This is a genomic window from Alteromonas sp. ABH2_165 (assembly GCF_056159945.1).
In genome coordinates this window covers 467,361-481,428 of the sequence record NZ_JBSWWF010000001.1, presented here as the reverse complement: position 1 = coordinate 481,428, position 14,068 = coordinate 467,361, and the positions used below count along the sequence as shown (strand labels likewise).

11 protein-coding genes are annotated in these 14,068 nt (G+C 48.7%); 4 read left to right on the top strand and 7 right to left on the bottom strand.

The annotated features are described in order from the left end of the window. Positions 1 to 21: 21 nt before the first annotated feature. Genes ACXAFQ_RS02105 through ACXAFQ_RS02095 form a run of 3 tightly spaced genes read left to right on the top strand, consistent with a single transcriptional unit; the run spans position 22 to position 4,148 of the window. Positions 22 to 1,308: a YeaH/YhbH family protein gene (locus ACXAFQ_RS02105; RefSeq protein ID WP_070126934.1), complete on the top strand. Its 1,287-nt coding sequence runs from the start codon at positions 22 to 24 to the stop codon at positions 1,306 to 1,308. A gap of 1 nt (position 1,309) precedes the next feature. Continuing rightward, on the top strand, positions 1,310 to 2,830 hold the full coding sequence (locus ACXAFQ_RS02100) for a SpoVR family protein (RefSeq protein WP_474817935.1): 1,521 nt from the start codon (positions 1,310 to 1,312) through the stop codon (positions 2,828 to 2,830). 31 nt (positions 2,831 to 2,861) lie between these two features. Then, positions 2,862 to 4,148, top strand: coding sequence for an NAD(P)/FAD-dependent oxidoreductase (locus ACXAFQ_RS02095; protein WP_474817934.1), 1,287 nt, complete (start codon positions 2,862 to 2,864; stop codon positions 4,146 to 4,148). A gap of 18 nt (positions 4,149 to 4,166) precedes the next feature. On the opposite strand, the gene ACXAFQ_RS02090 is transcribed toward ACXAFQ_RS02095, so the two are convergent. Genes ACXAFQ_RS02090 through prmB form a run of 3 tightly spaced genes read right to left on the bottom strand, consistent with a single transcriptional unit; the run spans position 4,167 to position 7,428 of the window. Next, entirely contained in the window at positions 4,167 to 5,342 is a 1,176-nt protein-coding gene (locus tag ACXAFQ_RS02090; protein WP_474817933.1) for an MFS transporter, read from the bottom strand. Positions 5,343 to 5,374: 32 nt separating this feature from the next. Continuing rightward, positions 5,375 to 6,478, bottom strand: a complete 1,104-nt coding sequence (aroC, locus tag ACXAFQ_RS02085) for a chorismate synthase (protein WP_474817932.1) — start codon at positions 6,476 to 6,478, stop codon at positions 5,375 to 5,377. Between the two features lie 5 nt (positions 6,479 to 6,483). After that, entirely contained in the window at positions 6,484 to 7,428 is a 945-nt protein-coding gene (gene prmB, locus ACXAFQ_RS02080; protein WP_474817931.1) for a 50S ribosomal protein L3 N(5)-glutamine methyltransferase, read from the bottom strand. Between the two features lie 132 nt (positions 7,429 to 7,560). Here prmB and smrB point away from each other — a divergent pair, with 132 nt between their 5' ends. Continuing rightward, positions 7,561 to 8,127, top strand: coding sequence for an endonuclease SmrB (smrB, locus tag ACXAFQ_RS02075; RefSeq protein ID WP_474817930.1), 567 nt, complete (start codon positions 7,561 to 7,563; stop codon positions 8,125 to 8,127). Positions 8,128 to 8,137: 10 nt separating this feature from the next. On the opposite strand, the gene ACXAFQ_RS02070 is transcribed toward smrB, so the two are convergent. From ACXAFQ_RS02070 to ACXAFQ_RS02055, 4 genes are all read right to left on the bottom strand, one after another. Then, entirely contained in the window at positions 8,138 to 8,257 is a 120-nt protein-coding gene (locus tag ACXAFQ_RS02070) for a DUF3149 domain-containing protein (RefSeq protein ID WP_474817929.1), read from the bottom strand. 295 nt (positions 8,258 to 8,552) lie between these two features. Next, positions 8,553 to 9,245 carry a transglycosylase SLT domain-containing protein gene (locus ACXAFQ_RS02065; protein WP_474817928.1) on the bottom strand — a complete coding sequence of 231 codons (693 nt, stop codon included), beginning with the start codon at positions 9,243 to 9,245 and terminating at the stop codon, positions 8,553 to 8,555. A gap of 110 nt (positions 9,246 to 9,355) precedes the next feature. Continuing rightward, positions 9,356 to 10,954 (bottom strand): glutamate--cysteine ligase, encoded by a 1,599-nt coding sequence (gene gshA, locus ACXAFQ_RS02060; RefSeq protein ID WP_474817927.1) that lies wholly within the window; start codon positions 10,952 to 10,954, stop codon positions 9,356 to 9,358. A gap of 73 nt (positions 10,955 to 11,027) precedes the next feature. Continuing rightward, positions 11,028 to 13,859: a M16 family metallopeptidase gene (locus tag ACXAFQ_RS02055; protein WP_474817926.1), complete on the bottom strand. Its 2,832-nt coding sequence runs from the start codon at positions 13,857 to 13,859 to the stop codon at positions 11,028 to 11,030. Positions 13,860 to 14,068: the final 209 nt, after the last annotated feature.

Sequence of the window (14,068 nt, the reverse complement as noted above, 5' to 3'; positions counted from 1 at the left end):
GAAACCAAATAGTAGGTATCTATGGCGCATTTTATTGACCGAAGATTAAACAGTAAGGGAAAAAGCACGGTAAACCGTCAACGCTTTCTGCGTCGCTACAAGCAGCAGATCAAGCGTGCGGTTTCCGACGCTGTTGGCCAACGTTCAGTGACGGATCTGGAAACCGGCGAACAAATCAGTATTCCGTCAAGAGACATTAAAGAGCCGGTATTCCATACCGGCAAAGGTGGACAGCGTACCGTTGTCCATCCCGGCAACGATCAGTTCACGGCTGGCGACAAAATTGAGCGTCCGCCTTCCGGTGGTGGTCAGGGCCAGGGTGAAGGTGAAGCCAGTGACAGTGGCGAAGGTCAGGACGAGTTTTCATTCTCTATTTCCAAAGATGAATACCTCGACCTGCTGTTCGACGATCTGGCGTTACCCAACCTGAAAAAAAACCAGTTCGACAAGGTCGTGCAGTACGAAACGTATCGCGCGGGTTATCAGACCGACGGTGTGCCCAGTAACCTCGACATTGTTCGCTCACTAAAAGGCTCGGTTGCTCGTCGTATCGCATTAAGCGGCAGCGACAAACGGGCATTGCGGGAGAAAGAGGAGCAGCTTGAAGCACTTAAAGCCGACAAACACGATAACAGCCTTGCCATTCTCGAACTGGAGAAAGAGATAGCTGAGTTAAAAGCGAAAATCGCCCGGGTGCCGTTTATCGACACCTTCGATTTACGCTTCAAAAATTACGACAAGAAAGCCATTCCCACCAGTAAAGCGGTGATGTTTTGTCTTATGGACGTGTCCGGTTCGATGGATCAGGCGACCAAAGACATGGCCAAGCGCTTTTACATCCTGCTTTATCTGTTCCTTACCCGCACTTATGAGAATGTGGAGGTGGTCTACATTCGCCATCATACGCAGGCCAAGGAAGTGGACGAACAGGAGTTTTTCTATTCGCAAGAAACGGGTGGCACCATTGTATCCAGCGCACTCAAATTGATGGATGAAATCATCAAAGAGCGCTATGTGGATACTGACTGGAACATCTATGCCGCTCAGGCATCGGACGGTGACAACTGGGCGGATGATTCGCCCCAGTGTAAACAGATCCTAATGAAAGAGCTGTTACCGGTTACCCGATATTTCGCCTACATCGAAATTACCGAGCGTCAGCACCAAAGTCTCTGGCGCGAGTATCAGCAGGTGGAAAACAGCTGCGAGAATTTCGTTTGTAAGCACATTCAGAGCGTCAGCGACATCTTCCCTGTATTCAGGGAACTGTTTAAGAAATCTGAACAGAGCGCTGCCGCAGGAGGATGATATGTCAAAAACGCAGAAACGTGCGGAAACGCCTTTAAGCGATGGTCCAGACTGGACTTTCGACATGCTGGAAGAGTATGAAACCCATATCGACCGCATTGCGAAAAATTTCAAACTCGACACCTATCCGAATCAGATAGAAGTCATCACCGCTGAACAGATGATGGATGCCTATGCCAGTATTGGTATGCCCATCAACTACACCCACTGGTCCTTTGGCAAAAAATTTATTCAGACTGAACAAAACTACCGCCGCGGCCAGATGGGCCTGGCCTACGAGATCGTCATTAACTCCGATCCCTGTATCGCCTACCTGATGGAAGAGAATACCATTACCATGCAGGCGCTGGTGATGGCTCACGCCTGCTATGGTCACAACTCATTCTTTAAAGGTAACTACCTGTTCCAGACCTGGACAGACGCCAGTTCCATTATCGATTATCTGGTATTTGCCAAAAACTACATCGCCAAATGCGAGGAGCGCTACGGTACCGATGAAGTGGAGAGCATTCTTGATTCCTGCCATGCGTTAATGAACTATGGTGTTGACCGTTACAAGCGGCCGCAGAAAATCTCTCTGCAGGAAGAACAGGCTCGTCAGGAACAACGGGAGAAATACCTGCAATCTCAGGTGAATGAACTTTGGCGCACCGTGCCCGACTCACATGCCGATACCAAACCCAGACAAGCCCGCTTCCCATCGGAGCCACAAGAAAACTTACTGTATTTTATCGAGAAAAATGCGCCTCTGTTGGAGCCCTGGCAGCGTGAACTGGTGCGCATTGTTCGCAAAGTCTCACAGTACTTCTATCCACAGAAGCAAACTCAGGTGATGAACGAAGGCTGGGCCTGTTTCTGGCACTACCATATTCTCAATCAAATGTACGATGAAGGTTTGGTAACCGACCGCTTTATGATGGAGTTTTTGCACAGCCATAGCGGTGTAGTGATGCAGCCTGAGTACAACAGCCCGTATTATTCTGGTATTAACCCCTACGCCTTGGGCTTTAATATGTTCATGGATATCAAGCGCATGTGCCAAAATCCTACGGAGGAAGATAGATATTATCTGCCAGATGTAGCAGGTAAAGACTGGCTTGAAACCGTGCACTTCGCTATGCATAATTTTAAAGATGAAAGCTTCATTAGTCAGTTCCTATCACCCAAGCTGATCCGTGATTTCAAACTGTTCTCCATTGAGGATAACGAAGACGATCCGTACATTAGCGTGAGTGCCATTCATGATGAACAAGGCTATCTGAAAATTCGCGAAAAACTGTCTGCTCAATACAATCTCAGTAATCTGGAGCCGAATATTCAGGTTTATAATGTGAATGTTCGCGGTGACCGCTCACTCACCCTTCGTTATGTGCCACAGCGGGGAATTCCGTTGGCAGACTCGAAAGACGAAGTCATGCGACACCTGTTCCGATTATGGAAGTTTGATGTATATCTTGAGCAAGATACTGGCAACGGCGCAGAGGTAATAGCCAGCTGTATGCGCACGGCCAACGCCGCCTGATAAGCGCAAATAATAAGGAAATTGTTTTATCATGCAGTACGACACTATCGTGCTTGGTGCGGGAGTTGTTGGTGTGTGCACAGCGCTACACCTTCAATCCCGGGGTCATCAGGTTGTTTTACTCGACCGTGACCAGCCCGGTGAAGGTACCAGTTTTGGCAATGCTGGTCTAATAGAACGCTCAAGCGTTATTCCCTACGCATTCCCTCGGGAGTTTGCTGCTCTGCTCCGCTATAGTTTAAATCGGGAAACCGCTGTGCGGTTTAATCCCGGTTACCTGCCGGAAATCGCCCCTTGGTTGTTCCAGTACTGGAAGCAATCCGCGCCCTCACCGCTTAATGCATCAACATTGGCCATGCTTCCGCTTATTGAACGGTGCATTGACGAGCATGACACCCTTGTGCAAAAAGCCGGGCTGTCAGAATTGATTCGCTGTGAAGGTTGGATTGAAATATTTAAGCACGAGCAAGCTTTTAGCCGCGCTCGTTCAGAGGCCCAGGGTCTCGTCTCCTATGGCATAAACTATGATGTGCTCGACCAATCGGCATTACAACAGCGTGACCCACACCTCTCTGACAAGGTCATTGGGGGCATTCACTGGCTTGATCCGAAAACAGTGACCAATCCCGGAGCGCTGGTAAAAGGCTATGCAGCACTCTTTCGCCAACAGGGAGGGATTATTTTGCAGGGTGATGCACGCTCTTTGGCCCAGGGTGAAAATGGATGGCAAGTTGATACCTTAGAAGGGCCGGTTACCAGCCAAAATGTAGTAGTGGCACTCGGGCCACAGTCTGCAGACATTTTTAAGTTATTTGGCTATGCTATTCCGCTTGCCGTGAAGCGGGGCTACCATCGTCATTATTGTATGCAAGAAGGCAAACAATTACATCATTCGGTATGCGACAGTGAAAGTGGCTTTGTGCTCGCGCCTATGGAACAAGGCATTAGGCTAAGCACGGGAATTGAGTTTGACCGCCCCGCCGCGCCAAAAAATGACAGCCAGCTGCGCCGCTGTGAAGCCATTGCCAGAACCTTACTGCCCCTTGGTGAACCAATAGAAGATGAGCCGTGGATGGGTCTTCGCCCTTGCCTGCCGGATATGCGACCGGTAATCGGCGCAGCGCCGCGACATAAGGGCTTATGGTTTAATTTCGGCCATGCCCACCATGGCCTGACGTTAGGACCAGTGACGGGTCGATTGCTGGCAGAAATCATGACCGGTGAAACGCCCTTTACCGACCCTGAGCCCTACAGCGCGACCCGTTTTAGTAAGTCCAAAGCAGCTTCCAGTCAAACAGAAACCACTTTATTGAGTTAACCCTTCGGGTTAACGCCTTTAGGCAGGGCGCGTGGTATTGATTGTTGCCCGGTCGCAGAAAATAAGACAAAACGCCCCAATAAACGCAGCGCCAGCAGCAAAGGCAAACGTCTCGTAGGCATGAACGCCCTGATCCCACAGCTGCCCTGCTACATAATTACCCAACGCGCCGCCGATACCAAAAGCGATACTCACATACAGTGCTTGTCCGCGGCTCTGAAACCGGGCCGGGAAAAAGTGAGTGATAAAATGCATAGCAGTTACGTGCGCAAGGCCAAAACTCAGTGCATGAATGAGCTGACTGATCACTACAACCACACCAAACTGGGCCCAGGCTGCCAGCGCGTACCAACGCATTGCGGTAAGGACCAAACAAGCCAACAACAATTGCCATACGCCAAAACGTGAGATGAGCCGACGGGCAATAAGGAATATACCGATTTCAGCCACAACGCCGATAGCGATGAGTAATCCCGTTTGCTGACCCGAGTAATCCAAATCCCGCATGTACAATGCAAAGAAACCGTAATACGCGCCAAAGCTCACTTGCAATAAAGCGGCCGCGGCCAGAAATAGCAAAAATGTGCGATTTTTGGCTATCTGCCATAAGGTACCGGTTTCCTCTTCTTTTGACGGCACTTTCTCTGGCTGACGAATAAACAGCGAAGCGATGAACAAACCCGTGAGCACAAATAAACTGGCGTATACCGGGGCTTCAGAAGAGAAAATATCCAGCGCTTTACCCACGGAAACGGTAAGTACGATAAAACCGATACTGCCCCACAAACGGATCTGACCGTAGCTGATTTTTGTCGGTTTCACTGACTGAATGGTGATAACTTCCAGTTGCGGCAGCACTGCCGTCCAGAACATCATCATTAACCCGAACACCAATGTTAATCCCCAAAAACTGTGAACCCAAAACACCGAACTGAAACACAGTACCGACAATAAGCAGCCTAACCGGACAACGTTAACCGCTTTGCCGGTTTTATCGGCCACACTGGCCCACAGAGATGGTCCGACGATGCGAGATAAGGTAATAACGGCCCAGAGTTCACCAATGTCGGCGGAAGAGAAGCCACGTCCATCGAGAAAAATGCCCAGATAAGGAGTAAGAACGCCTAGCTGCCCGAAATAGAGCCAGTAGGTGATAGCGAGAAGAATAAGATTGGTGCGTGAATGAGCTACCATTTCACGCACACTTTAAGAGAGATATTCAAGAATTATTTGTCAGCGTTGCCAGGGATAACCGGCGTAGACGTGGAAACACCCGCATTTTGAGCACGGTGCCGCAGACAATGATCCATCAATACAATGGCCAGCATCGCTTCGGCAATAGGCACGGCACGAATTCCCACACAAGGGTCGTGACGACCTTTGGTGACGATATCAATCTCATTACCGTCAACATCAATGGTTTTACCTGGCACAGAAATGCTCGATGTAGGCTTGAGCGCCATGTGTACAACGAGATCCTGGCCTGAGGAAATGCCACCCAGCACACCACCAGCGTGATTACTGGTGAAACCATCTGGTGTTAACGTATCGCGGTGTTCACTGCCTTTTTGCTCAATGACGTCGAAACCATCACCAATTTCCACGCCCTTCACGGCGTTGATGCCCATCATGGCACTGGCGATGTCGGCATCGAGGCGGTCAAACACCGGTTCGCCTAAACCCACAGGAACCCCCGTGGCAACCACGGACACTTTCGCGCCAATTGAATCGCCGGATTTTTTCAGGTCGCGCATATATTCATCCAGCGCTTCCAGTTTACTTTCATCGGGGCAGAAAAACGGATTGGTGTTAGTAATGCTGTGGTCAACCGTGTCCACTTTAATCGGACCCAGTTGAGACAGGTATCCGTGAATTTCAATACCGTAAACCGCTTTTAAGAATTTCTTGGCGATTCCCCCCGCTGCAACACGAATAGCCGTTTCCCGCGCAGAAGAACGACCACCACCACGATAATCCCGAGTGCCATACTTCTGATGATAGGTGTAGTCTGCATGACCAGGGCGGAAACGATCTTTAATATTGGAATAGTCACCACTACGTTGGTCGGTATTCTGGATCAGAAGACCAATGCTGGTACCGGTCGTTTTGCCTTCAAACACACCAGACAGAATTTGAACCTCATCGCCTTCCCGACGTGCTGTGGTATAACGTGACGTGCCAGGCTTTCTACGATCTAAATCAATCTGCAGATCCGCCTCAGTGATTTCCAGTCCAGGAGGACAACCATCAACCACACCACCGATAGCAATACCGTGACTTTCACCAAAGGTGGTCACAGTAAACATTTTTCCGAAGCTATTGCCAGACATCTGTATTAATTTTCCTTACCGTTTAAATAAGTCACCAGTGACGATTTAGACACCGCAAAAATCCCGTGACCGCCCTGCTGCAATTCAACCCAATCTACATGCAACCCCGGGAAACGTGTTGCCATATGCACTTCACTGTTGCCCACTTCCACCAGCATCCAACCACCGTCTTTCAGGTAGTGTGGTGCTTGTTTTAGCATTTGTTCCACCAGATCTAAGCCGTCTTCACCGGCAGCTAGAGCCAACTCAGGCTCATGCTGATATTCATCAGGCAGATCGTTCATGTCTTCTTCATCAACATAAGGCGGGTTAGACACGATTAAATCGTACTGCTGGCCTTCCAGACTGGTGAACAAATCAGAGTGGATGGGGAAAACCCGATCGCCCAGATTATGTTCCTGAATATTAAAGTCAGCCACTTCAAGGGCGTCGAATGAAATATCCACGGCATCAACCTGCGCCAGTGGGAAGGTGTGCGCCAGAGCGATAGCGATACAACCGCCGCCCGTACACATATCCAGAATACTGGTTGGCTCAACCGCTTCTTCAAGGTACGGGGCAAAGCGGGTTTTAATCAGTTCAGCAAATGGCGAACGAGGAATGAGCACGCGCTCGTCCACGTAAAACGGCATATCGCAGAACCAGGCTTCATGAGTGATATATGGCAGCGGCATGCGGGTTTGCACGCGCTTAAGTACCAAATCGGTTACTTTCTCTTTTTCTGACTGGGTTAGTCGCGCAGAAAATAAACCATCGCCGGTACGGGCAGTAATATCTTGTGGCAGATGTAGCGCGTGCATAACCAGGCAAACCGCTTCATCCCAACTGTTATCGGTACCGTGACCGTAGTAAAGTTGAGCGTAGTTGAAACGGCTGACAGTCCATCGCACCATATCTAGTACAGTGTGCAAATCGCGGATGGCTTCGTCTAAATAAATCTTATCGGTCATGGAGTGAGGTACATCGCCAGAAATAAAGCTGGTATCATACCGAAACTCAGGGCGACTCCCAACACAAAATGCGTGCACCACGCCGCATTTGCCCTATTCAATGCGTGTATAAGTGATAACCGGAGAAGATTGTTGGCGGATAAAAGCGGGCCTGAAAATAAGGATGACGATTTCGCGGCCTTTATGGATGAAATGAACGGCATTAAGCCGTTAACGCAGGATAAAGTGGTGCATAAGCGCCGCCATGTGCCAACCAAGCGTTTACATTCAGCCACACAGCCTGACAGCCGTCAGCAGCGTTTGCTCGATGCCAGCTTTGCTTTTTCTGATGTGTATCAAGCAAGTCTTCCCGCCCAAGGCCCCATGCGTTATTGCCGTGAAGACGAACCAACCCATAGCCTTAAACGTCTTCGTCGGGGTGATTTTTACCCGGAGCTGGTATTGGATCTCCACGGCCTAAATCGTGAGAATGTAAAGCTGGAACTCTCCGCATTAATTTATACCGCCCGCAAAGAACTGATTGACTGCGTTGGCATTGTGCATGGTATCGGCGCTGGAATTTTAAAAAACGCCTTGCCCCATTACCTGGTTCAACACCCCCATGTCAAAGCGTTTCACCAGGCTCCCCTGGAGTACGGTGGGCAAGGCGCGTTACTCGTTTTAATTGATACCCCAGACAGAAATGCAAAAAAGGGCTAAGCCTGCTTTGTTATTTATCCTGCTCGGCACTGTTGTGCATAAACAGCCAGGTGTAATACCCCATCATCACAATCACGACGAAAATTAATAGCAGCGAACCCCACACTACCGGATCTTTAATCATGGACATGAACATCGTTCTGCTCCTTAACATTGGTTGACGAGTTAAGTGTGCAACGGTGTCGGAGAAATTTCTGTGATCTGCATCAAGGGGTTTTTTCTGACGCTCGCGGGGGCATGACCTAGATCAACAGGCCATAAAACAATCTGAAAAGTTTTTACTTATTGCTATTGCAAATCATTATCATTTGCAATATATTGAAACTGCCTGTTCGACGTTGGGTGATTAACGGTCTTGGCTTAGCGTCGATTGTAGGCAGGTGTGTGGTGCGCCTGCCTACCTCTTTTTCTCCGCATTCCATCAATCAGGAAAATAATTTCCAGAACCAACTCTTACTTAAGTCTTCTTCGCAGGTTTTAAGTTGCGTTGCATAACGTAATGATCGCGCTTTAACGGTGCTAGCCACTTTTTTCAACCAGGGCTTGCTATTATAACTACGGCGTTTGTAGCCGCCCCAACCTTCATGATAATTCAGGTACTGGGCATAACCGTCCCATTTCGAGACCCCGTTTATTTTATACGACTTAGAAATAAACCAGCCCATGAAGTCCATGGCATCTTCGAAGTCGTCCCGGTCGGCCCAACTGTTACCCGTTTCCCGCACGTAGTCTGACCAGGTGATGGTTTTAGCCTGAGAATATCCATAAGCAGAACTCACCCTGCCCCATGGAATAAGACCGAAGAAAACATAATCTTTGGGTGGCAGTGCATCATGACGGAAAGAACTTTCCTGATACATGATTGCCATTGGAATATGAATAGGCACGCCCCACTTATCCCGGGCATCAGCCGCAGCGTCATACCAATCTTCTTTCTCATAGAAGATTTCACAGATATTACTGGTGTCCTGAGGTGGGGAGGTAGCGCAACCGCTCAGCAGGCTTGCCGAAAAAAAAGTGGCGCCAGCTAGAAAAAACTTGAAACGAATGTTGAACTTTCTCACTGGACGTTGTCTGAATAAGTGTTCTAGCAAAATGTGTGTGTTTCCCTGGAACATTATTTATGCCTGGCCCTCTTGCCAGGCATTTTTTTGTCTGTCGTTCAGGTATAGCCCTGCATTGATGCAGCATAAACGACGGTTCTGACTTCAGTTTACTTAACTTTACGTCAACTTGCTCGCGTTGCCATAGGTTCGGCAAAATAATCGTGAATGAAATCAGCAAATGATTTGTCATCTGCCGCCTCTACCGCTTTCTGAGCAGCGATGGATTCAGATGCCATTCTCTCAAAATCTTCGCGGCTATATTGTTTGTAATCGTAACCGTTTATTTCAGACGCATATTTCTGCGCCAGTTCCAGACCAAACACCACGTTATCTTTATTTTCTGCAAGCAACGCATCGAGAATGCGTCCTGATGGCGTTAGCGCCGGATCGCACACCTTTTCCCATTCGGTGTTTACCGCGATGGAATAATCAGAACGCTGGTTAGCTTTATCAAGCAATTCGGCAGTTTTTCTGAACTGAGCAAACAGCTTTTCAGTCCACGCACTAAAAGCGATGTCGCTGCCATTGGTGTGTAACTTAAGTTCAGGATTACGGCCTTCCAGCACGACTTTGTCCATGTTCTCGCGACACACCACTAACTCTTCTGGCGTCATGTCTGGTGATTCCATCATCAGACAACTCACCATAAACACATCAAGGAAATCCATTTGCGACTTGGTAATGCCCACCGGCGAGAAGGGGTTTACATCCAATACGCGCACTTCCACATAACTCACCCCACGACGTACCAAAGCATCGGTGGGCTTTTCCATCGATGCCGTTGGTTGCTTAGGACGTATGGGTGAATAGAGCTCATTTTCAATCTGCAGAATATTTTTCGATAACTGCTGATAATGACCGCCTTCGCCAGCAGCATACTGGCCAAAACGTTCAGATGGCGTGTACATGGCGCTGCGGAGTTTTTCCGTGTAGGTGGCTATTTGGTTGTAGCAAATTTGCAGCGCCGACTGCTCTGAGTTGGTATAGCCCAAGTCACTCATTCGCAGTGAAGTGGCGTAAGGCATATATAAAGTGCCCTTGCCCACTTTCTTGAACGGTAGAGTAGTCGGTTTTCCTTTCATGAAGGAATGACACAATGCCGGCGAAGCGCCATACAGGTAAGGCAACAACCAGCAAAGGCGACGATAGTTACGCACCATCGCCAGGTAGTCGGCAGACACCTGATCTTGTGAATAGGTCTGCCCTGTGTAGTCTGCCCACACTTTCCAGAAACTGTCTGGCAAAGAAAAGTTAAAGTGCACGCCGGAAATCGCCTGCATCATGCTGCCGTATCGATTTTTAAGGCCCATACGATACACACGCTTCATTTGCGCCACGTTTGATTCACCATAATAGGCCAGTGGAATACGGGATTCGTCATCGATGAAACACGGCATACTTAATGGCCAAAGCAATTCACCGCCCATATTCTCAAGGGCAAATTTGTGAATGTCTTTCAGTTGCGTTTCTGTGATTTCGCTACTGGCTACCGGCGGGGTAATGAATTCGAGCAGCGACTCAGAGAAATCAGTGGTAATACAATCGTGCGTCAGAGCGGCACCCAGTGCTTCAGGATGTTGCGTTACGGCCAGTGCACCAGCGGGCTCAATTCTCAAGCCTTCACGCTCTACACCGTGTTTGATATCTTTTAGCGCATCTAGAAACGCAGGCGATTCCATCGCTTCAACGCGACGGGTAAAAATTTGCTCTGATGAGGTCAATGTGTTCATCCATCAAGGAGTGTTGGCCCACAAATGTGGGGCGCAACACCAGAATTTCAATAAAAACCTTTCACTAATTCAGTGATAACGTCTCGACCGGCAAGCCCAGGGCTTTTAACGGTTCCTTAAGGCTCGCGGCATCACCGACTACAATAATTTGCATGTCGTCGATATTCAATTGTGATTTCGCTAACTCACTCAGTTCCTTCGTGCTTACATTTTTGATCATCATGGTTTGTTGATCGCGGTAATCATCAGGTAAATCATAAGCGAGTAACTGACGCAGGAATGCCACCTTGCTGGCCGGTGTTTCGTACTCCAGCGCATCACTTAGCGTAAACGCATTTTGCATGAACTGTAATTCGGCGTCTGTTATACCGTTTTCACGGTAATTCTTAATCTCTTTCATCATTTCTTTTATGGCATCCACCGTATTTACCGCGGTTACGTTGGCATGGGCCTCGAACCAGCCCAGAGTTTTGCCACCAATGAACGAAGTAGACGCCCCGTAGGTGTAACCTTTGTCTTCGCGAAGATTCAGATTAATCCGGCTGTTAAAGGCACCACCAAGCGGGAAATTCATCAGTCTCGATAAGAAGTACTCGCCTGTGGCATCAAAGGTCATTGCGCGTTTTACCATGTAAACCACAGACTGCACGGCATTCGGGTTATCTACCAGGAATACATGTGGCTGTTCGTACTGAGGGAATTCAGAAAAAGTCGGAATTTCGTAGTCTCTGACCTGCCATTCAGACAAAAAAGACAACGCAGAGGCCACTTCAACCTGCGTGAGATCGCTTACCACCACAATACTGGCGTGAGACGGCGTGTAGAAGGTATCGTAAAATGCTCTCACGTCGTCCAGCGTAATATTGGCAATGGTTTCCAGACTACCGGAAGATGGCAGGCTCACGCGAGTTTCATCGCCATATAATACAAGCTCTTTTGCCCGGTTAGCCATATAGTCTGGATTCCGCATGCTTTGCTGAAGGCTCTGCACCATACGCGCTTTAAGGCGATCAAAGTCGCTTTGCAAAAACGCCGGGCTAAACAGTTTTTCATTCAACAACGCCAGGGTTTTATCCAGGTTTTTGGTAAGGGTAGAAACAGAAACCTGCGTGTAACGGCCTGAGGCACTAAAACGAATTGAACTTCCCAGCTTAGCCAGTTCATTAGAAAGGGCCTCGTTAGAATAATTCTGTGTCGATTCATTCATCATTGCCGCGGTAACGTAAGCTAAGCCTGCTTTATCCATGGGGTCGAGTAACATTCCCCCTTCCAGGTTCAGCGTGAGTGTTACCGTAGGTGTTTCCTCACTGGTCACACCCAGCATATCGATAGCTGGAGCTAGTTTGGTTTTCCAGAATTCAGGCACTTCCACCGTGGGAGCTGGCCCTGCCGCAGGCTCTACATTACGGTCAAAATCATCTTCGATACTGACGGTTTCCACGGTTTCGGCAGGTTGTGCCTGCTGCGGAATTTGACGTGGCGGCATTTCAAAATTCTGTGGGGCGGCGGCCATGTCGGCCTGGCCCTGAGGAACCACAGAAACAGTGACGCTGTGTTTACCCTTCACATATTGCTTGAACACACGCATAACGTCTGCAGCGGTCACATTGCGGTAGCGTTCAAGATCTTCTTGCACTAAATCAGGTTTGCCGTAGAACGTTTCCCCGGCGGCTAATGCACTCACCTTACCTGATACGCTCTGCAAGCCGAAAATGGTGGATGCTTCAATGCCCCCTTTCGTGCGCTGCAAATCGTCGGCATTCACACCTCGGGTTTCAAACTCTGCCAGTGTGCTATCGATGACTGATTCCAACGCACCTAAATCCATACCGTTTTGTGGATTCGCTAACGCGATCAACTGAAATTCGCATGCCAGTTCGCGGCAAGGGTGAGAAGCGCCCGCCTGTACGGCTATCCCTTCTTTCACTAGATTTTTGTACATTAACGAGGTTTTACCCCCACCCAGAATATCGGCTAACACATCCAGAGGCGCTTCATCAGGGTGACGGGCATAAACCGTGGGATAGGTGATTTGCAGCAGTGGCAAATGAACTTTATCTTCGAGTGTTACATAGCGGTCTTCAGCTAATGTTACTGGCTGAGGTTCTGGCTCCGCCACTTCCGGGCCCCGGGGAATTGAGCCAAAATATTGTTCAACCCATTCTTTGGTTTCATCAGCATTAATATCGCCACCGATGGTCAGTACCGCGTTATTCGGCCCGTACCAACGTTTAAAGAACGCTTTTAGATCGTTTACATTCACCCGGTCGAGATCTTCCACATAGCCAATTGTCAGCCACGAATAAGGATGACCCGCAGGATAAAGCGCTTCCCCGTTTTTTTCTGACCGCAAACCATAAGGTTGATTATCAACACGCTGTCCACGCTCGTTTTTTACGGTTTCGCGCTGGTTCTCAAACTTTGTTTGGTTAACCGCAGGCAATAAGAACCCCATGCGATCGGCTTCCAGCCAAAGTACTTTTTCAAGTTGGTTTGCCGGCACAGTTTCAAAATAATTCGTACGATCGTTGCTAGTGGTGCCATTCAGCGTGCCACCCGCTTCAGTGATAATCTTGAAATGTTCCTCGTCGGCAACATGTTCAGAGCCCTGAAACATCATGTGCTCAAAGAAGTGGGCGAAACCACTCTTGCCAACTTCTTCCCTGGCGCTGCCCACGTGATAGGTAACATCTACATGTACCAGCGGATCAGAGTGGTCTTCGTGAAGAATGACGGTCAGGCCGTTATCCAGCGTGTATTTCTCAAAGGGTATATGAACTTGCTGTTCTTGCAGTGTGTCGTTTGTCGGCTCAACAGGCTTTTGAGACTGACATCCTAATAATGACACTGCAACACTGCCACAGAGTAAGGCTTTCGCGGCGAGAGATAACGTCATCAGGCTTCCTTTTCTTTGTATTTCATGTCGGATTGCGTCAGCAACCACTACTGCTAACCTATGATAAAGCGCACTAGCGAGAATAAGTTGTTACTGCGTTTGATAAAGATTGTTACTGAGACTACCAGAAATTAGCTCAGAAAACCCTGTTCTCCGTAGCCCATGTATCAATTTATTCAACAATGAAATACACTGGCCGAAATTGATGA